The sequence below is a fragment of the Limnohabitans sp. 2KL-17 genome, assembly GCF_003063415.1.
In the GTDB taxonomy this organism is placed as follows: Bacteria; Pseudomonadota; Gammaproteobacteria; order Burkholderiales; family Burkholderiaceae_C; genus Limnohabitans_A.
This window is the reverse complement of record NZ_NESK01000005.1, coordinates 103,798-123,342: the sequence shown is the minus strand read 5'-3', so window position 1 is coordinate 123,342 and position 19,545 is coordinate 103,798. Positions and strand designations below refer to the sequence as shown.

18 protein-coding genes and 1 tRNA gene are annotated in these 19,545 nt (G+C 58.8%); 8 read left to right on the top strand and 11 right to left on the bottom strand.

The annotated features are described in order from the left end of the window. The first annotated feature begins 1 nt into the window (after position 1). From B9Z45_RS03715 to B9Z45_RS03695, 5 genes are all read left to right on the top strand, one after another. Positions 2 to 703 carry a pirin family protein gene (locus B9Z45_RS03715; RefSeq protein ID WP_108405882.1) on the top strand — a complete coding sequence of 234 codons (702 nt, stop codon included), beginning with the start codon at positions 2 to 4 and terminating at the stop codon, positions 701 to 703. A 32-nt stretch (positions 704 to 735) separates the two neighbouring features. Beyond that, positions 736 to 1,269 (top strand): flavodoxin family protein, encoded by a 534-nt coding sequence (locus B9Z45_RS03710; protein ID WP_108405881.1) that lies wholly within the window; start codon positions 736 to 738, stop codon positions 1,267 to 1,269. Between the two features lie 113 nt (positions 1,270 to 1,382). After that, positions 1,383 to 2,078: a DUF599 domain-containing protein gene (locus tag B9Z45_RS03705; protein WP_108405880.1), complete on the top strand. Its 696-nt coding sequence runs from the start codon at positions 1,383 to 1,385 to the stop codon at positions 2,076 to 2,078. Between the two features lie 33 nt (positions 2,079 to 2,111). After that, positions 2,112 to 5,636: a DNA polymerase III subunit alpha gene (dnaE, locus tag B9Z45_RS03700; protein WP_108405879.1), complete on the top strand. Its 3,525-nt coding sequence runs from the start codon at positions 2,112 to 2,114 to the stop codon at positions 5,634 to 5,636. A gap of 20 nt (positions 5,637 to 5,656) precedes the next feature. After that, entirely contained in the window at positions 5,657 to 6,643 is a 987-nt protein-coding gene (locus B9Z45_RS03695; RefSeq protein ID WP_108405878.1) for an NADPH:quinone reductase, read from the top strand. Positions 6,644 to 6,676: 33 nt separating this feature from the next. Here B9Z45_RS03695 and B9Z45_RS03690 read toward each other — a convergent pair whose 3' ends face one another. The 9 genes from B9Z45_RS03690 to B9Z45_RS03650 all read right to left on the bottom strand — a co-directional run bounded on the left by B9Z45_RS03690 (position 6,677) and on the right by B9Z45_RS03650 (position 13,213). Continuing rightward, positions 6,677 to 7,393, bottom strand: coding sequence for a TonB C-terminal domain-containing protein (locus B9Z45_RS03690; protein WP_233252061.1), 717 nt, complete (start codon positions 7,391 to 7,393; stop codon positions 6,677 to 6,679). 247 nt (positions 7,394 to 7,640) lie between these two features. Next, positions 7,641 to 8,060 (bottom strand): biopolymer transporter ExbD, encoded by a 420-nt coding sequence (locus B9Z45_RS03685; RefSeq protein ID WP_108405876.1) that lies wholly within the window; start codon positions 8,058 to 8,060, stop codon positions 7,641 to 7,643. A 15-nt stretch (positions 8,061 to 8,075) separates the two neighbouring features. Then, positions 8,076 to 8,780, bottom strand: a complete 705-nt coding sequence (gene tolQ, locus B9Z45_RS03680) for a protein TolQ (protein WP_108405875.1) — start codon at positions 8,778 to 8,780, stop codon at positions 8,076 to 8,078. Next, complete coding sequence (gene ybgC / locus B9Z45_RS03675) at positions 8,777 to 9,208, bottom strand: tol-pal system-associated acyl-CoA thioesterase (protein ID WP_108405874.1); 432 nt, start codon at positions 9,206 to 9,208, stop codon at positions 8,777 to 8,779. Before ybgC ends, tolQ begins: the two co-directional genes overlap by 4 nt. Next, positions 9,205 to 10,392, bottom strand: coding sequence for a pyridoxal phosphate-dependent aminotransferase (locus B9Z45_RS03670; protein ID WP_108405873.1), 1,188 nt, complete (start codon positions 10,390 to 10,392; stop codon positions 9,205 to 9,207). The genes ybgC and B9Z45_RS03670 overlap by 4 nt, the downstream gene beginning before the upstream one ends. A gap of 5 nt (positions 10,393 to 10,397) precedes the next feature. Continuing rightward, positions 10,398 to 10,940 carry a transcription antitermination factor NusB gene (gene nusB / locus B9Z45_RS03665; RefSeq protein WP_108405872.1) on the bottom strand — a complete coding sequence of 181 codons (543 nt, stop codon included), beginning with the start codon at positions 10,938 to 10,940 and terminating at the stop codon, positions 10,398 to 10,400. Continuing rightward, on the bottom strand, positions 10,940 to 11,446 hold the full coding sequence (gene ribH / locus B9Z45_RS03660; RefSeq protein WP_108405871.1) for a 6,7-dimethyl-8-ribityllumazine synthase: 507 nt from the start codon (positions 11,444 to 11,446) through the stop codon (positions 10,940 to 10,942). Before ribH ends, nusB begins: the two co-directional genes overlap by 1 nt. Positions 11,447 to 11,450: 4 nt before the next feature. Beyond that, complete coding sequence (gene ribBA / locus B9Z45_RS03655) at positions 11,451 to 12,578, bottom strand: bifunctional 3,4-dihydroxy-2-butanone-4-phosphate synthase/GTP cyclohydrolase II (protein WP_108405870.1); 1,128 nt, start codon at positions 12,576 to 12,578, stop codon at positions 11,451 to 11,453. Next, positions 12,575 to 13,213, bottom strand: coding sequence for a riboflavin synthase (locus tag B9Z45_RS03650; protein WP_108405869.1), 639 nt, complete (start codon positions 13,211 to 13,213; stop codon positions 12,575 to 12,577). The genes ribBA and B9Z45_RS03650 overlap by 4 nt, the downstream gene beginning before the upstream one ends. A 187-nt stretch (positions 13,214 to 13,400) precedes the next feature. Here B9Z45_RS03650 and phaR point away from each other — a divergent pair, with 187 nt between their 5' ends. Beyond that, on the top strand, positions 13,401 to 13,979 hold the full coding sequence (gene phaR, locus B9Z45_RS03645) for a polyhydroxyalkanoate synthesis repressor PhaR (RefSeq protein ID WP_370445801.1): 579 nt from the start codon (positions 13,401 to 13,403) through the stop codon (positions 13,977 to 13,979). 58 nt (positions 13,980 to 14,037) lie between these two features. Continuing rightward, on the top strand, positions 14,038 to 15,435 hold the full coding sequence (rimO, locus tag B9Z45_RS03640) for a 30S ribosomal protein S12 methylthiotransferase RimO (protein WP_108405868.1): 1,398 nt from the start codon (positions 14,038 to 14,040) through the stop codon (positions 15,433 to 15,435). 141 nt (positions 15,436 to 15,576) lie between these two features. Here rimO and B9Z45_RS03635 read toward each other — a convergent pair. Beyond that, a tRNA-Leu gene (locus B9Z45_RS03635) sits at positions 15,577 to 15,661 on the bottom strand. Between the two features lie 18 nt (positions 15,662 to 15,679). Here B9Z45_RS03635 and rnr point away from each other — a divergent pair. Continuing rightward, a complete protein-coding gene (gene rnr / locus B9Z45_RS03630; protein ID WP_108405867.1) occupies positions 15,680 to 17,956 on the top strand; it encodes a ribonuclease R in 2,277 nt (758 codons plus the stop codon). Between the two features lie 97 nt (positions 17,957 to 18,053). On the opposite strand, the gene B9Z45_RS03625 is transcribed toward rnr, so the two are convergent. Next, positions 18,054 to 19,544 carry an NAD(P)H-hydrate dehydratase gene (locus tag B9Z45_RS03625; protein ID WP_199221835.1) on the bottom strand — a complete coding sequence of 497 codons (1,491 nt, stop codon included), beginning with the start codon at positions 19,542 to 19,544 and terminating at the stop codon, positions 18,054 to 18,056. Position 19,545 lies beyond the last annotated feature (1 nt).

Genomic DNA, 19,545 nt, shown 5'->3' with positions numbered 1-19,545 from the left:
CATGTTGAACATCCGCAAGTCGTCTGAACGGGGTTACGCCGACCATGGCTGGCTCAAATCCTTTCACAGTTTTTCTTTTGCCAACTATGTTGACCCGGCTCACATGGGCTGGGGCAATCTTCGCGTGATCAACGAAGACCGCATTGCGCCGGGTACAGGCTTTGGCACCCATGGTCACCGCGACATGGAAATCATCAGCTATGTGCTGTCGGGCAATCTGGCCCACCAGGACAGCATGGGCAACGTCAAGGGCATACCGCCCGGTGATGTGCAGCGCATGAGCGCGGGCAGTGGCGTGCGCCACAGTGAGTTCAACCACGCTGTCGGCGAGCAAACCCACTTTTTGCAGATCTGGATCGAGCCCAACGTGGTCGGCATAGACCCCGGTTACGAGCAAAAAACAGTGCCTGAATCGGCCAAACGTGGGCGACTGGCGCTGGTCGCGGCCCCCGAGGCGGCTGAGTACACGGTCAAGATTCACGCCGATGCCAGTCTGTATGCGGGCTTGTTCAATGGCGCCGAAAATGCCGACCTGGCCTTGAGCCCTGAGCGCAAAGCCTACGTGTTTTTGGTGCGGGGCAGTTTGCAGGTGAATGGCCTGGCACTCCAGGCTGGCGATGCCGCCATGCTGCATGCCGAAGCTTCACTTCACTTGAGCCATGGCCAGGACGCTGAAGTTCTGGTGTTTGACTTGGCCCCCTGATTTTTTGTGTGTTTTTATAAGGAGTTTTTTCCATGGCTAAAACAGTTGTTGTTTTTCATTCTGGCTACGGCCATACCCAGCGCGTCGCCCAATTTGTGGCCCAAGGCGCCAATGCCCAGACCGTGACCATTGATGCCGATGGCAACATCACGGAGGCTGAATGGGCCGCACTGGACGCGGCCGATGCCATCATCTTTGGCTCGCCCACTTACATGGGCATGGCTTCGTGGCAGTTCAAGAAGTTTGCCGATGCGACTTCCAAGCGCTGGTACACCAGTGCCTGGAAAGACAAGGTCGCTGGCGGTTTCACCATCTCGGCCAGCCCCAGTGGCGACAAGCTGTCCACCATCCAGTACTTCATCACACTGGCCATGCAGCAAGCCATGGTCTGGGTGGGCCAGCCCGCCATGAACGACGGCACGATCAACCGCATCGGCTCCAACTCCGGCGTGATGGCCCAAGTGGGACCGACCAGCCCCGCCGAAGACATTCCCCAAGGTGACCTGGACACCGCCAAGGCCTACGGTGAGCGCGTGGCGGCTGTGGCTGCCAAGCTGCGCGGCTGAACCTGGCGTTTGCGCCAAGTTCAAAACCGGCGTGAGCCCTTCACGCCGGTTTTTTTCTGCGTGGCGGCGGCGGGCCCTGCCCATCCGACCCTGCAGCTTGCTAGGATGGCGCCATGAAAATCATCACCCTCTTGCCTTGGGCCGACTGGCTTGCCCTGTTTTCGTTTTTCGGTTTGTGGGTGGGTTACGCCTGGGTGGCCAAAGTGCGTGGCTTGCGTGATCAAAGCCTGATCGCCACGACCAACCGCTATCGACAGATGTGGATGATGCAGGCCACCGCGCGTGACCCTCGTGTGCTGGACGGCGTGATCACGCAGAACCTGTCGCAAACCCCGGCCTTCTTTTCATCCACCAGCATCATCATCATTGGGGGTTTGTTTGCACTGATGGGGACGACCGACAAGGCGGCCGAGTTGGTCGGCGAGATTCCGTTTGCCCAAGCCACCCCTTTGCTGGTGTTTGAATTCAAGATCCTCGTTTTAGTCGCTATCTTTGTTTATGCTTTTTTTCGGTTCTCGTGGTCCATGCGGCAATACACTTTTGTGGCCTTGGTGATCGGGGCCATGCCTTCGCCCGAGGACTTTGACGCCAAGCGCCATGATCGCCAGCATTTTGCCGAGCGTGCGGGCAACCTGGTCAGCGCTGCTGCCGAGACCTTCAACGATGGCTTGCGGGCGTATTACTTTTCATTTGCGGCCATGGCCTGGTTCTTCTCGCCGCTGGCGCTGGTCCTGGGTACTGCTTTGGTGGTACTGATTTTGTATGGGCGCGAATTCCGCTCCGAGGTACTGCAGGTTTTGCGCGACTGATGGCTCGGGGACGACCTTCTACAATCAATGTCTATGTTTGTTCACCTGCGCCTTCACACCGAATTTTCTGTTGTTGACTCCACTTGCCGCATCGATGATGTGGTCAGCATCGCGGCCAAAGATGGCCAGCCTGCACTGGCCATCACCGACCTGAACAACCTGTTTGGCACCGTCAAGTTTTACAAGGAAAGTCGCGGCAAGGGCCTCAAGCCGGTCATTGGCGCTGAAATCAACCTCGAAGGCCTGGGGGCCGAGTTGGGCACCATCAGCCGGGTCGTGCTGTTGGTACAAAACCAGCAAGGCTACTTGAACATCTGCGAGCTGCTGGCCCGTGCCTGGACGAAGAACATTGTCAAATCCGTTGCCGTGGTCAAGCTGGAATGGCTGAAAGAGCTGTCCGAGGGCCTGATCTTGCTGTCCGGCGCGCAGGCAGGTCCTGTGGGTCAAGCCATTTTGCAGGGCGACACCGACAAGGCTGCCGATGTGGCGCTGCAATTGGCTTCGATCTTTCCGCACCGCTTTTACCTCGAACTGCAGCGTGCGGGTCGCCCCGAAGATGAGCCCCATGTCGCGGGGGCTGTGGCCTTGGCTGCCCGTTTGCATTTGCCGGTGGTGGCCACGCATCCGGTGCAGTTTCATACCGCCGAAGACTACGAGGCGCACGAGGCGAGGGTGTGTATTTCAGAAGGCGAAATATTGGCCAACCAGCGACGGGTGCGTCGATTCACACGCGAGCAATACTTCAAATCGGCCCAGCAAATGTGTACTTTGTTTGCCGATGTACCCAGTGCGATCGCCAACACCCTGGAAATCGCCAAGCGCTGTAACCTGACCTTGGTGCTGGGCAAGCCACAGCTGCCCAATTTCCCGATTCCCCCCGTGAATGGCGTGGTGATGTCGGTAGAAGCTTATTTCCGCCATATGTCCCATGAAGGCCTGGAAGCGCGCCTGAAACACCTTTTTCCGGAGGAAACCTTGCGCGCCCAGGAGCGCCCGCGCTATGTGGAACGCCTGGAGTTCGAGCTGACTACCATTTTGAACATGGGTTTCCCCGGCTATTTCCTGATCGTGGGGGACTTCATCCAATGGGCCAAAGCCAACGGTTGCCCGGTGGGGCCAGGCCGAGGTTCCGGTGCTGGCTCGCTGGTGGCCTATTCGCTCAAGATCACCGACCTGGACCCTTTGCAATACAACTTGCTGTTCGAGCGGTTTTTGAACCCAGAACGGGTGTCCATGCCCGACTTTGACATTGATTTTTGCCAGACCAACCGCGATCGGGTGATCGAGTATGTGAAGCAAAAGTATGGCCGCGAGGCGGTCAGCCAGATCGTGACTTTCGGCACCATGGCCGCGCGAGCTGCCATTCGCGATGTGGGCCGCGTGCTGGACATGAGTTACACCTTTTGCGATGGCATCAGCAAGCTCATTCCCAACAAGCCGGGCATGTCGGTCACGCTGCAATACCCGCCGGCCACCCCCAAAGAGGGCGACAAGAACAACTACGCCATCGCCATGGAGCCGATCCTGGCCGAACGCATCGAGCGCGAAGAAGATGTGAAGACCTTGATCGAGCTGGCGCAGAAGCTCGAAGGCATGACCCGCAATGTGGGCATGCACGCGGGTGGCGTTTTGATCGCACCCGGCAAGCTGACCGACTTTTGCCCGTTGTACCAGCAGCCTGGCAGCGAATCGGCCGTGAGCCAGTTCGACAAGGACGACGTGGAGGCGGCGGGCTTGGTGAAGTTTGACTTTTTGGGTCTGGCCACGCTGACCATTCTGGAAATAGCCCGCGAATTCATCGTTCGCAGGCACAAGGGGCAAGAAGACTTTGCGTTTGAAAACATCCCGCTGGACGATGCGCGGACCTACAAATTGTTTGCCGATGGCAAGACCGAGGCCGTGTTCCAGTTTGAAAGCCGTGGCATGCAGGGCATGTTGCGCGATGCTCGCCCCAGCCGGCTGGAAGACCTGATTGCCCTGAACGCGCTGTACCGTCCCGGCCCCATGGACCTGATTCCCAGCTTTGTGGCGCGCAAGCACGGTCGCGAGGTGATTGAGTACCCGCACCCCTTGGTCGCCGAGATGCTCAGCGAGACCTACGGCATCATGGTCTACCAGGAACAGGTCATGCAAACCGCCCAGATTCTGGGCGGCTACAGCTTGGGCGGCGCCGACATGTTGCGCCGGGCCATGGGCAAGAAGAAGGCCGAAGAAATGGCCGAACACCGCGCCATTTTCCGTGTCGGTGCGGCCAAAAACGACATCGGTGACGTCAAAGCCGATGAGATCTTTGACCTGATGGAGCGGTTTGCCGGCTATGGCTTCAACAAGTCGCACGCGGCCGCTTATTCGCTGCTGGCGTACCACACCGGTTGGCTCAAGGTGCATTACACCGCCGAGTTTTTCTGCGCCAACATGACGGTGGAGATGGACGACACTGACAAGCTGAAGGTGCTGCACGAAGATGCGCTCAAGTTCGGCATCACGTTTGACCCCCCCGATGTGAACCGCGGCACCCACCGCTTTGAGCCGGTCACAGACAGGATCATTCGCTATGGTCTGGGGGCCATCAAGGGCACAGGCCAGCAGGCGATCGAGGCAATTGTGGCGGCCCGCCAAGAGGGGGGGCCCTTCACCAGCCTGTTTGATTTTGCCGTGCGCGTAGACCGTACCCGCATCAACAAACGCACGGTGGATGCGCTCATCAAGGCGGGTGCTTTTGACGCGCTGCACATGAACCGCGCCGCTTTGTCAGCCAGCATCGACAAGGCTTTTGAGTTTGCCAGTGCCGCTGTGGCCAATGCCAATCAGGGCGGCTTGTTTGACATGCTGGGCGACGATTCACACGGTTCCAGCACGCAAGAGCCTGAACTGGTTACGGTCATGCCCTGGGGCATCAAGGAGCGCTTGCTGCTCGAAAAAACCGCTGTCGGCTTTTTCTTGTCGGGTCACCTGTTTGACGCAGTCGAGCGGGAGGTGCGTCAGTTTGCGCGCCGCAAGATCGACGACTTGATCGACAGCCGGGAGTCCATGGTGCTGGCGGGCATCGTGACCGATTTGCGCATCATCAACGGTCAGCGCGGCAAAGTCGCGATCTTCAAGCTCGACGACAAATCGGGCGCGATGGAGGCCAGCGCCGACGAGGGTTTGATCAACTCGGCCAAGCAGTTGCTGAAAGATGACGAGCTGATCATCGTCACGGCCAAAATGCAGGCGGACCGTTTTTCGGGCGGTTTCCGTCTCAAGATCGAACAGATCATGGATTTGGGTGCAGCCCGTTGCCGGTATGGCAAATACCTGCGTGTGGCCGTGAATGGCCGGGCGCCGGACATCGCCCGCCTGGTCAAGGAGTTCCCGGCGCAACGTGAACAAACGGACCAGGGTGATCTGGTGCGCGGCCTGGGAGTGCGACTGGTGCTGGAGCGCCGCAGCGACGACCTGGCTGCCCGCGCCGAACTGGCGCTGGGCGAAGCCGCCAAATTCTTTCCCACCGATGCGGCACTGGCCAGCTGGATGGCCCAGGCCGATCAGGGGCAGGCGCAGATTGTTTACGATTGAGTCGATCTAGGAGACCTTTGATGAAAGCAGCCTGGTACAGCCAGAACGGTGAAGCCCAAGACGTGATGCAGGTGGGTGAGTTGCCCACGCCCACGCCGCAAGCGGGTGAGGTGCTGGTTCGCATGGCCGCTTCGGGGGTGAACCCTTCTGATGTCAAATCGCGCCGGGCGCGTCCCTTGACCGACGCGTTGGTCGTGCCGCACAGCGATGGCGCGGGCGTGATCGAAGCAGTCGGTGCAGGCGTGTCGGCATCGCGCGTGGGGCAACGGGTATGGCTCTGGAATGGCCAATGGCAGCGCCCCATGGGCACCTGTGCCGAATACATTGCGTTGTCCGAGTCGCAAGCGGTGGCACTGCCCGATGGGACTGACTTTGCCGCTGGGGCCTGCATGGGCATTCCCGGCCTCACGGCAATGCAGGCGGTCATTTTGGCCGAGCGACTGGCCGGTGATTTGCGCGGCAAAACCGTTTTGGTCACTGGCGCCTCATCGGCTGTGGGGCATTACATCACCCAGATGGTGACGCTGGCCGGGGGGCGAGCCATCGGCACCGTGGGCTCACAAGCCAAGGCCGAACATGCCCGCGCAGCCGGTCTGCAAGAAGCTATTTTTTACAAGACCGAGTCGGTGCCCGAGCGCGTCAAGGCCTTGACGCAAGGCCGTGGCGCAGAAGTCATCCTCGACATGGATTTTTCGACCACCTCACGCTGGGCCGCCGAAGGGGCTTTGGCCGCGCACGGCCAGGTGGTTTGCTACGGCTCGAACGCACCAGATGTTTCCCTGCCATTCAGGCCTTGGTTGTTTCAATCCATCGGCGTGAAGTTTTTTCTGGTCTACGACCTGACGCCTGCTGACCGCCAATTGGCCGTGGCCCGCCTTTCGGACATGTTGGCTCGTAACCTGTTGCAGCACAGCATGAGCGCCCGCTTTTCGCTGGATCAGATCGCCCAGGCCCACCGCACAGTTGAGGCAGGACAGACGGTGGGCAATGTGGTGGTGGATTTATAAATCTAATTGTGAGATGAGTCAGTAATTTTTTATTTATCTTGAGACGGTCAACTCAAGTCCCTCGCGGATCAAAATTTCAGGAATTCTTCCGTCAATGTCCTTTGGAACGCGTTCCATTTTTTGGATTCCTCGAAGAACCGAATCGTCAAATTCACGACTTCTGCTAGGTGTTATTACGCGGCTATTCATAATTTCGCCCGACGAGTTGGCGCGAACAAACACAACGACTGTTAATGCTCCGGGAGTTGAGTCTGAGTTATTGGTTTTAGCAAGTATTTCTCGGATAATTTTGCCTCCGTAGCTGGCCGACGGCCCCGATGACTTGAGGGCTGTGCCGCTGGCATTTTCTCCGCCTGAAGCACCGGCCATGCCTTGCATGCGTTTGAGGTTTTCTTGGCGCAGTGCTTCGGCCTGGGCGGCATCGGCTTTTTCTGCTTTTTCAGCCTTGGCTTTTTCGGTGGCCTTTTTCTTGTAGCGTTCTTTTTCTTCCTGGGCTTTTTTCTCTTTCGCCAGTTTTTCTTTGTCGAGTTCCTTGCTCTTGTTTTCAGCCTTGGTTTTCTCGGCTTTTTCTTTCTCGACCTTGAGCTTTTCAGCTTTTAGTTTTTCGACTTTATCGGCTTCTTTATTCTTTTCTTGCTGCTTTTTCTTTTCAAGCGCAATTTGCGCGTCACGCAATTCCAGCGCCGGATCAGGGGCCGGTGGCGGTGGTGGTGTGGGTTTGGCTGGCGGTGCAGGCGTTGGCTCGGGCACGGGTTCGGGCTGCGGCTCAGGCAGTGGCTCTTGCAGTCGGGGGGCTGCGGCCTGGGGGGTAGCAGACCACAGTTCGGCTTCGGCTTGAACGGTTTGGGGCTGGGTTTTCCAGGCCGTGGCCAGGCCCAGCGCCAGGAACAGCAACACGTGGACAATGCCCGCGACCACCCAGGCGCGCCCCGTTCCGGCTTGTGCCGGCGGCGCAAATTCGAGGTGAGGCACTGTCTTGGTGTTCAATCCCGGACCCTCAAGGTGCAAGTTGGACCGACAGGCCCACACGTGCAATGCCCGCGCGTTGCAGGCTGTCCATGACCTTGACCACGGTTTCGTATTTCACGCTGCGGTCGGCGCTGATGACAACGGCTGTGTTGTCTTCTTCGCCAACGAGGCTTTTGACACTGCCTGCCACGCTGGTGAGGGTGGCGCTGTCGGTCTTGCCATCGGTGACCAGTTCCAGGCGCTCATCTTTCTGGATCACGATTTGAATGACTTTGTCGGGCTGTTTGGCAGCTTTGCCAACGCTGGGCAAGTCGACCACGCTGGGCGTGATCATGGGTGCGGTGACCATGAAGATGATGAGCAGCACCAGCATCACGTCGATGAAGGGCACCATGTTGATTTCAGAGATGGTGCGGCGTCCGCGGCCCCGGGTTGAGATGGCTGGCATGGGCGACTCCGTCTTTCAGTGACCGGAGGCCGAGCCGCTGGTACCCGTGGCCCCCAGGCTGCGCTGCAGGATGTTGGAGAACTCTTCGATGAAGGTTTCCAGCTTGATGGCGATGCGGTCTACATCGTGCGAAAACCGGTTGTAGGCCAGCACGGCTGGAATAGCAGAAAACAGACCGATGGCCGTGGCCACCAGCGCTTCGGCAATGCCCGGCGCCACCGTGGCCAGGGTGACTTGCTGCAAGCTGGCCAGGCCGGTGAAGGCGTGCATGATGCCCCACACCGTGCCAAACAAGCCCACGTAAGGCGAGATGGAGCCGACCGAAGCCAAAAATGCGAGCTGAGATTCAGCGACATCCATTTCGCGCTGAAAGCTCGCCCGCATGGCGCGACGTGCGCCGTCGAGCAGGGTGCCTGCATCGCTGATTTGGCGTTCGCGCAGTTTTTGGTATTCGCGCATGCCGCTGGCAAAAATACGTTCCATCGGGCCTGCCAGTTTGGCGTTCTGGCTGGCAGCGTTGAACAACTCGTTCAGACTGGTGCCGGACCAGAAAACACGTTCAAACTCTTCGTTCAGATTTTTGATGCGCTTGATGGCGCTGAGCTTGCGCACAATGGCCGCCCAGCTGGCCACTGAAATGCCCAGCAAAAGCAAGACCACAAGTTGCACGACAAAACTGGCGTGCAAAAGCAGCGAGACGATGGACATGTCTTGGTTCATTTCATGGCTTTCAGAACAGGGGCTGGAATGCGGCCCGGTTTCAAGGTGGTGCTGTCGACCCAGCCCAGACGAATGGTGGCTTCGGCCAGCAGCCGGTCGGCTTGGCCAGGTGTGGGCAGGTAAGCGCGCTGGGCAATGGTGAGGCTTGCGCGGCCGGCTTCTTGCAGCTGGGCTGTGACGGTCAGGGTGTCGTCCAATCGGGCAGGTGCGAGGTATTTGACGGTGGTTTCACTGACCACGAACATGCCACGGGTCTCTTCGCGCAGCAGTTGTTGCCCAAAGCCCAGTTCGCGCAACCATTCGGTGCGCGCACGTTCAAAAAACTTCAGGTAGTTGGCATAAAAAACGATGCCGCCCGCATCGGTGTCTTCCCAGTAGATTCTGATGGGGTGCTGAAACGGGGGGTGTGTTTCCTGGGGGGGGCTCATGGCTGCAACCAGGCTTTCAGGCGGGCAATGGCAGTGTGCAGTTCGGCCATCGAATTGGCGGTGGAAAAGCGCACAAAGTGGGCGGTTTGGTCGGTGCCGAAGTCTCGGCCAGGTGTGATGGCGACATGCGCATGCTCGAGGGCCGCGAAGGCGAATTCCCAGCTGTCTTTCAGGCCCATCTTTTGACAGACTGCCGAGCAATCGGCCCAAGCGTAAAACGCGCCATCGGGGGGCACGGGTACCGTCAGGCCAAGTTCATTCAGGGCCGGGATGAAGTAGTCGCGCCTGGCCTTGAACTCGGCGCGGCGGCGCTCGTATTCAGCCAGGCTCTCGGGTTCAAAGCAGGCGAGGGCGGCTTGTTGTGCCACAGTGCTGGCGCAAATGAACAGGTTTTGCGCCAGACGCTCCAGCACGGGCACCAGTTGTTCCGGCACCACCAGCCAGCCCAACCGCCAGCCGGTCATGTTGAAGTATTTGCTGAAGCTGTTGATGCTGATGATGTCGTCACCCAGCGCCAGGGCGCTTTGGCCAAACTGTGCGTCGTGGCTCAGGCCCAGATAAATCTCGTCGATCAGAGTGATGCCGCCATGGGCACGCACCACGTCCACGATGCGAGCCAATTCGATCGGGTCAATTGACGTGCCTGTGGGGTTGGACGGTGATGCCAGCAAGACGCCACGGGTATTGGGCCCCCAGGCCGCAGCTACTTTGTTGGCGCTGAGTTGATAGCGTTCTTCGGCCTTGGTGGGTACCAGCACCGCAGTGCCTTCAGCAGCGCTCACAAAGTGGCGGTTGCAGGGGTAGCTTGGGTCGGGCATGAGGATTTCATCGCCCCGGTCGATCAGCGCCAGGCAGGCCAGTTGCAGCGCCGCCGATGCGCCCGCTGTGACCACGATGCGGCTGGCGGGCACCGATACGCCAAATCGCGTGCCGTACCAGTCGCTGATGGCTTGTCGCAGGGTGTCCAGGCCCAGCGCCGGGGTGTATTGTGTTTGGCCTGACCGAATCGCTGCTTGTGCTGCTTGTTGTACCCGGGGCGGGGCGGTGAAGTCGGGTTCGCCAATGTTCAGAAACACCACGGGTCGATCGGTGTGCGCGACCTCTCGGGCTTTTCGGGAGGCAGCCTTGGCCACCTCCATCACATAAAAAGGCTCAATGCGCTGAGCGCGTTGGGATATGCGCATGGCAATCAAATTGATCGGTCGCGACCTGGCTGGGGCGCAGCCTGTCGATAGGCTTGAACCTCAGCGCTGCGCAGTTCGGGCGCCAGGCCATTGAGCACGGCGTTGACGTATTTGTGGCCGTCGGTGCCACCAAAGTCCTTGGCCAGCTCGATGCACTCGTTCAGGACCACGCGCCATGGCACGTCCAGGCAGTTCTGCATTTCATAGACGCCGATCCACATGATGGCGTGCTCGACGGGCGAAATTTCAGCAAAGCTGCGGTCCAGTTTGGGCAGGATCAGGGCATCCAATGCCAGGGCCTGTTCTGTGCATCCGTAGAGCAGCGCGTCGTAGTGAGCCGAGTCAGCTTTGTGAAAGCCCGACAAGTCGCGCGTGAAGAGGTCGATGTCGGCGGTTTCGTTGCGGCCAACGATGTGCTGGTAAAGCGCTTGCAGTGCAAATTCACGCGACCTGCTGCGGGCAGGCTTTGCCGAGGACTTGCGTGAGCCGGACGTGCCCGTTTTGGCGCTTTCCGAGGAGGTGTCTGGTGAGCTGGTTTCTTCGTTCATCAAGCGGTCTTTTCGTCGTCGAGGTCATCGGCCAGCTCGGCCATGTCTGCGGCCAGGTCGTCCATGATGCAGGCCATTTCGACCGCGACACGGGCTGCATCGCGGCCTTTGTCGGTTTGACGCACGATGGCTTGTTCCAGGTTTTCGGTGGTCAGGATCGCGTTGGCAATGGGCAGGTTGTAGTCCAGTGACACCCGGCTAACGCCAGCACCCGACTCGTTGGCCACCAATTCAAAGTGGTAAGTCTCACCACGGATGATGCAGCCCAAGGCGATGAGCGCGTCGTATTCGGCTCGCTCGGCCATGGCTTGCAAGGCCACGGGTACTTCCAGGGCGCCTGGCACCATGACGTGGTCGATGCTGGTTACACCCAGGGCTTGCAATTCTTCGATGCAGGCTTTCGCGAGTGCATTGGTGATGTCTTCGTTGAAACGGGCTTGCACAATGCCGATGTGCAGAAATTGACCGTCGAGTTCTTCGGCTTGGCCTTTGTTGGCTTCGAGCATGTTTTTATTCCTTGGGGATGTAAGCGGTGATTTCGAGGCCGTAACCCATCATGCTGGGCATGCGGCGGGGCTGGCCCATGAGTTTCATTTTGTGAACGCCACATTCGCGCAGGATTTGGGCACCGACACCGTAAGTGCGCAGGTCCATCTTGCCGCGTTCGGGCGCTTGCGCCGAGCGGGCACGGCCTTCAAATTGCGCCAGCAACTGCTCGGCCGATTCACCGCAGTTGAGCAACACGGCCACGCCGCAGCCTTGGGCGTTGATGTATTGCAAGCTGGCGTCCAGGCTCCATGAATGCATGGATCGGTTGACCTCCAGCGCATCCAGCACGGACAGTGGCTCGTGCACTCGAACCGGCACTTCCGATTCCGCAGACCACTGGCCTTTGACCAGCGCCAGGTGCACGGTTTGACTGGGTTTGTCGCGGAAAGCATGCGCAGTGAACTCACCGTGCGCGGTTTGCAGGGTACGACTGCCGATGCGCTCAACCAGTGATTCGTTGCGGCTGCGGTACTGGATCAGGTCGGCAATGGTGCCGATCTTCAGGCCGTGCTCGGCCGCAAACAATTGCAAATCGGGCAGACGGGCCATGGTGCCATCGTCTTTCATGATTTCGCAGATCACCGAGGAGGCGCTGCACCCGGCCATGGCGGCCAGGTCGCAACCCGCTTCGGTGTGGCCTGCACGCATGAGCACGCCACCGTCCACGGCCTGGAGGGGAAAGATGTGACCGGGTTGCACCAAGTCAGAGGCCTGACTGTTGCGCGCTACGGCCACTTGCACGGTTTTGGCGCGGTCAGCGGCAGAGATGCCGGTGGTCACGCCTTCAGCGGCTTCAATGGACACAGTGAAGGCGGTGCTGTAGAAGGTGCCGTTTCTGGCGGCCATGGGGGGCAGCTGAAGGAATTCACAGCGTTCGCGAGTCAGGGTCAGGCAAATCAGGCCCCTGCCAAAACGGGCCATGAAGTTGATGGCTTCGGGCGTGACATGGTCGGCAGCGAGCACCAGATCACCTTCGTTCTCACGGTCTTCTTCGTCGACCAGGATCACTATTCGGCCGGCTTTCATATCGGCCACGATCTCTTCTACCGGAGAAATGGCCACGGGTTTCAGTTGCACGGGGGTGTTCATGTTTTGTCCTGTTGTGTCGCTTCGAGACTGAGCATGCGCTCAACATAGCGGGCCACGGTGTCGATTTCGAGGTTGACCCGGCTGCCTGCCTTGAGGCCGCCGAGCGCGGTGTTTTCAACCGTGTGGGGAATCAGATTGATGCTGATTTCGCAGCCTTCGGCTCGATCGGACACGCTGTTAACGGTCAGGCTGACGCCGTTGACTGTGATGGAGCCTTTGTAGGCCAGGTATTTGGCCAGTGCCTGAGGGGCAGTGACGCGTAGTTCCCAGCTTTCACTGATTTGTGCAAAGTGACTGACTTGCCCCACGCCATCAACGTGACCGGACACGATGTGACCACCCAGACGGTCGTTGGCGCGCAGTGCTTTTTCGAGGTTGACGGTGCCTGCCTGGTCGAGTCCGCTGGTTTTGTCCAGGGATTCTGCCGAGATGTCGATCGTGAATTGACGGCTCTCAGGGGCAAACGTGGTGACGGTCATGCAAGCGCCATTAAGGGCGATGCTGTCGCCCAGACCGACATCGTCAAGATACCCGGCGGGGGCCTCGATGGTGAGGCGCTTGCCGTGTTGTAAAGAGCGACCCAGGTCGTGAATGGCGACGATTCGCCCCACGCCGGTGATGATTCCGGTGAACATAGCTGTGTATTTTCGCAGGTAAAGAAGGTTAATCGGACGGGCGTGCAAGAAAAAAGCGCGCAGCAGGTTTTAGCAGTGACGTCTTGGCGATATCAGGGAAAACCAAGGCTTGAGGGGTCTTGGGCTGTGCCTAGAATGTTGCATTGCAGCAGATTTCTCAATTTCAGTCTGTCACCAGGAGTTTCCATTGCCGGTCAAGTCCCTTGTTAAATCGATCAAGTCTGCCCAATCGGCCCTGACGGGCACCCCTGAAGCTGTTCGGACGATCAAGAAATACCCCAACCGGCGTTTGTACGACACCGAAACCGCTGGCTACATCACCCTGGCCGAGATCAAGAAACTGGTCATGGCGGCCGAACCTTTGGTGGTGCTGGATGCCAAAACGGGTGAAGACCTGACGCGATCCATCTTGTTGCAGATCATTCTCGAAGAGGAGTCTGCGGGTGTGCCCATGTTCAGCGAGGCGGTGTTGTCCAACATCATCCGGTTTTATGGTCATGCTATGCAGGGCCACATGGGCTCTTACCTGGAGAATCATGTCCAGTCGTTCATGGATTGGCAAAGCAAACTGGGTGAATCCAGTCCGACCCTGAGCCCCGAGGTCTGGGCGCAGTTCATGCAGTGGCAGACGCCTTTGATGCAAAGCATGTTTTCCGGTTTGGCCAATCCCTCCCAAAACGTCATGGCACAAATGCAAGATCAGATGCAAAAGCAGATCCAGAAAAATACCGAGCAGTTGCTGGGTGCGCTGGGTTTCAAGGCTTGAGGGGTGTATTGATGCCCTTTTCTGTTCGAAGGGCCGTTTTTGCAGGGACAATGCAGGGATGAGTGAAATGAACGCAACTGCGCCCCTTGCCACCCCAAAGGTGGGTTTTGTCAGCCTTGGCTGCCCCAAAGCACTGACCGATTCCGAATTGATCCTCACGCAACTGAGCGCCGAGGGTTACCAGACCTCCAAAACTTTTGAGGGCGCTGACCTGGTCATCGTCAACACCTGCGGCTTCATTGACGAAGCTATCCAGGAGAGTCTGGACACGATTGCCGAGGCACTGAACGAAAACGGCAAGGTGATCGTGACGGGTTGCCTGGGTGCCAAAACGGGCGAGGGTGGTGGCAACATGGTCCTTGAAATGCACCCCAGCGTGCTGGCGGTGACCGGGCCCCATGCCACGCAGGAGGTGATGGATGCGGTGCACAAGCATTTGCCCAAACCCCACGATCCGTTTCTGGACTTGGTGCCTGGCGCTTTCGGCGAAGCGGGCTTGAAACTCACGCCGCGTCACTATGCTTACTTGAAGATCAGTGAAGGCTGCAACCACCGCTGCACGTTTTGCATCATCCCGTCCATGCGGGGTGATTTGGTGTCTCGCCCGATTGGCGATGTGCTCAAAGAGGCTCAAGCCTTGTTCAACGGCGGCGTGAAAGAACTGCTGGTTATCAGTCAGGACACTTCAGCGTATGGCGTAGACGTGAAATACCGCACTGGCTTTTGGGATGGCAAGCCCGTCAAGACCCGTATGCTTGAACTGGTGCAGGCGCTGGGTGAGATGGCCCGCGAGCACGGCGCATGGGTGCGATTGCATTACGTCTACCCCTATCCCAGTGTGGACGACATCATTCCCCTGATGGCGCAAGGACTGGTTTTGCCGTACCTGGATGTGCCTTTTCAGCACAGCCATCCCGATGTGCTCAAACGCATGAAGCGCCCTGCCAGCGGTGAGAAAAATCTGGAGCGCATACAGCGCTGGCGCGAACTGTGCCCCGAATTGGTCATTCGCAGCACCTTCATTGCCGGATTTCCGGGCGAAACCGAAGAAGAGTTTGAGCACTTGTTGGGGTTTTTGCGTGAAGCGCAAATTGACCGCGCAGGCTGTTTTGCCTACAGCCCCGTCAAAGGTGCTGCAGCCAACGAGTTGCCCGGCATGTTGCCTGAAGCTTTGCGTGAGGACCGCCGTGCCCGTTTCATGGCTGTTGCAGAAGAAGTGTCCATTGCCCGCTTGCACCAGCGTGTAGGCTCCAGCATGCAGGTGCTGGTGGATTCGGCGCCGGCCATGGGCCGCCGCGGTGGCATTGGCCGCAGTTTTGGGGATGCGCCTGAAATCGATGGTGTGGTGCGGTTGTTGCCGCCCGAGAAGTTGAGCAAAGTTCTTAAAGTTGGCGAATTCACCCGAGCCCGTATCGTCAGCGTGGAAGGCCACGATTTGGTGGGGATTCCGGTTTGATGATTTTCGGTGGGTTGCCGTCCGAACCCTTGCATGTCGGCATGCGCCGCATTGCCAGTGGTTTCGGAGCAGGCAACAAAAAAGCCGTTGATGAAAAATCAACGGCTTTTGATGTTTTTAAATTATCGGTTTGGATAAGATTGGTGCCCAGAAGAGGACTCGAACCTCCACGATGTTACTCGCTAGTACCTGAAACTAGTGCGTCTACCAATTCCGCCATCTGGGCGCCTCAGGAACCAAAGGATTGTATATCAAAAAATTAGCACAACCCGGCGGCCTGCTGGAAGAAATCGAAGGCAGTGTGCAGGGACACCGGGATGGTCACGGGTTCCTGATTCGTGACAGCGGCGAATCTGACATTTATTTGTCCCCCAATGAAATGCGGGCGGTGCTTCACCGTGATCGCGTCAAGGTTCGCATCGTCCGTCAAGACCGCAAAGGCCGACCTGAAGGGCGCATCATCGAGATCGTCGAGCGCCCTGAGCAGCCCATCATTGGCCGCTTGCTGCAGGAAGGCGGCTTGTGGCTGGTCGCGCCCGAGGACAAGCGCTACGGCCAGGATGTGATGATCCCCAAAGGTGCAACGGGCACGGCCAAGCCGGGGCAGGTGGTGGTGGTCGAGTTGACCGAGCCGCCTGCCTTGTTCGGTCAGCCTGTGGGCCGCGTCAAAGAAGTGCTGGGTGAGGTCGACGACCCGGGCATGGAGATCGAGATCGCAGTGCGCAAGTACAGCGTGCCCCATGAGTTTTCTGTGGGTTGTATTGAGCAGGCCAAGGGCCTGCCTGACAAAGTGCTTGCCAAGGACCGCAAGGACCGGATCGATCTGCGCGATGTGCCCTTGGTCACGATTGACGGCGAAGATGCCCGTGACTTTGACGATGCGGTGTATTGCGAACCAGCCAAGGTAGGCCGCGGCAAAGGCTGGCGTTTGCTGGTGGCCATTGCCGATGTGAGCCACTATGTGCAGACCGGAAGCGACATTGACATCGATGCCTATGACCGGGCCACGAGCGTTTATTTTCCGCGCAGGGTGATCCCCATGTTGCCCGAAAAGTTGTCGAATGGATTGTGTTCATTGAACCCCGATGTCGACCGTCTGTGCATGGTCTGTGACATGTTGGTCAATGCCAAGGGCGATGTGCATGCCTACCAGTTCTACCCGGCTGTCATGCACAGCCATGCGCGTTTCACTTACACCGAAGTGGCGGCGATTTTGGCCAACACCCGCGGGCCTGAAGCCACCAAGCGCAAAGAGCGCGTGACTGACTTGATGAACTTGCATGACGTTTACAAAGCCTTGCTGGCATCGCGCGCGGTGCGTGGTGCGGTGGACTTTGAGACCACCGAAACGCAGATTGTGTGCGACGAGAGCGGCAGGATTGAAAAGATCGTACCCCGAGTGCGCAATGAGGCTCACCGTCTGATTGAAGAGGCGATGCTGGCAGCGAACGTGTGCAGCGCCGACTTCATTCAGCAGGGCAAGCACCCTGGGTTGTTCCGGGTGCACGAAGGCCCAACCGCCGAGAAAAAAGACATCCTGCGCAATTACCTCAAGGCCCTGGGCTTGGGGCTGAGCATAAGTGATGACCCGCACACCTCCGAGTTTCAGAAGATTGCACAAGCCACCAAAGACCGCCCGGATGCACAGCAGATCCACACCATGCTGTTGCGTTCGATGCAGCAGGCCATTTACACGCCAGTGAACAGTGGGCATTTTGGCTTGGCGTATGAGGCTTACACCCACTTCACCAGCCCGATCCGGCGTTACCCGGACTTGCTGGTGCACCGGGTGATCAAGGCCATTTTGTTGGGCCGAACTTATACGCTGCCCAGCTTGCCCGTGCCAGGTGAGGCGCACGCCAAGCTTAGCAAGCGGCTGGAGAAAAGCCGAGCGGCCAAAGGCGATTCGCCCGAGTCGCAGGCGCCGCGTGTGCGCATGTCCGCTGCTGACCAGCGTGCCTGGGAAGCTGCTGGCCTGCATTGTAGTGCCAATGAGCGTCGTGCCGACGAGGCCAGTCGCGATGTGGAGGCCTGGCTCAAGTGCCAATACATGCGCGAGCATTTGGGTGAAGAATACGGCGGGGTGGTTTCGGCTGCCACCAGCTTCGGCATTTTTGTGACCCTGGATTCTTTGTATGTTGAGGGCTTGGTCCACATCACTGAGTTGGGCGGTGAGTACTTCCGCTTCGATGAGTTGCGCCAGGAGTTGCGCGGTGAGCGCACAGGTATTCGCTACGCCATTGGCAGCCGTGTGCACGTGCAGGTCAGCCGCGTGGATCTGGATGGCCGCAAAATCGATTTCAGATTGGTCCATCCCGGGGACGATCTGGTGCCGCGTGCCATGCGTGACAAGGGCGTTTCTTTGCCATCAGAGGGTGGGCGTGGCAAAAAGCCTGGCTCCCAGGATCGGCGTTTGGCCGATGCAGAGCGCAACCGATCCCCCATTCAAGCCCTCAAGGCTTCTGTGAAGAAGGCCTCTGTCAAGAAAAAGGGCTCAAGGACTACCAAACCTCGGCGTTGAGGTGTTGCTTCAAATTGAAGCTGCATTGAATCGACCGATGCGGTCAAAAAGCCAGGCCTTCGCGCCTGGCTTTTTGCCGTTCAGGCTTGTTTTTTTATCAGCACAAGCGCCTGGCAAGACGGCTGGCCGTCAGGGCTTGCCCTTCTGGCCAGTCACTGGCCAATTGGCCATGTTGTGCAACCGCTGAACAGGCGGCATCAAATGGGCTCAGGCCTTGCGCCATGCGGGCGCCAATCAGCCCGGCCAAAACATCGCCGGTGCCGCCCGTGGCCAGACGACCGTTGCCAGAGGTATTGATGCGCGGTGTTTCTTCAGGTGTGGCAATGACCGTCCCCGAGCCTTTCAACACCACAGTGCAGTTGAACAAGGCAGCCAGATCCTGCGCGGCCTTCAGCCGATGGCTTTGTACTTGTGCAGTGCTGGTTTGGAGCAAGCGTGCCGCTTCAAGGGGGTGGGGTGTGATGACCGTTGGTTGAGAGGCTGCCCGCTGTCTCAGCAGCCCTTGCAGTGCTTTGCTTTGCGCCAGGGCATTCAGGCCATCGGCGTCGAGCACCAACTGTGCACTTCGTTGCAACACCGCAGGCAAGACTGGTCGCACAGCTTCGCCACCTCCGCAACCACACACCACATGCAAATGCTCTAAATCCAGTTGCCGCCAATCACGCTGCATCAGGTCTGGGGGGGCACTCTCTGAGGCTTGGCCTGAAAGCAAGCTCAACATAATTCGCCCCGCTCCGGCATGCAAGGCGGCGGACGCTGCCAAAACAGCGGCCCCGGTCATGCCCATTCCGCGCGAGGCCATGGCTTCACCGCCGATCACAGCGACATCGCCGTGACTGCCTTTGTGGCTGGCGTGGGTTTTTGGGGCTTGTAACCAAACCATGTTGAGAAGGGCTTGGGCTGGCAAGCTGCTGACTTCCGAGGGGTGGCCTAGGGTCTCCAACCAAATTTGCCCGCAAGCATCCCGGCCATGTCCCATGAAAAGTCCAGGTTTTGCGGCTATGAAAGTGAGGGTCTGACTGGCCTTAACAAGCAAGCTTGTGTCGGTTTCTCCACCCAGCAGTTGTCCTGATTCCGGGTTCAGGCCGGTTGGCACGTCGATGGCCAAGACCAGGGCCCGGGAGCGGTTGATAATTTGCACCCAGCTTTGCATGTTGGCGCTGAGTGGCCGAGTGGCCCCAATGCCCAGAAGTGCATCGATGCACAAGTCCAATGGACCCATTTCTTGCAGCCACTGCTCGGGCGGTTCCGATGTGATTTGCACGCCTGCCTCATGGGCCCGTTGCCTGGCTGCGAAGGCGTCAGCAGGCAGCTTGGAGGCTTGACCCATGAGGCTGACCCGGACCGACTTGCCCCATTGGTGCAAATTCAGCGCAGCCTCCAGGCCATCGCCGCCATTGTTGCCCGGGCCTGCTGCCACCCAGATGCGCTGGCAGTGCGGTGCCATGGCCAGGGCCAACTGGGCGGTTACCAAGCCTGCCATTTGCATGAGCGGGGTTGGGCTGAGTGCTTGGCGCTGCGACTCCAGAGTCCGAATGCTGCCCTGCCCATGCACAGGCCAGCCCGATGTGGGGGACAGTTTTTCCATT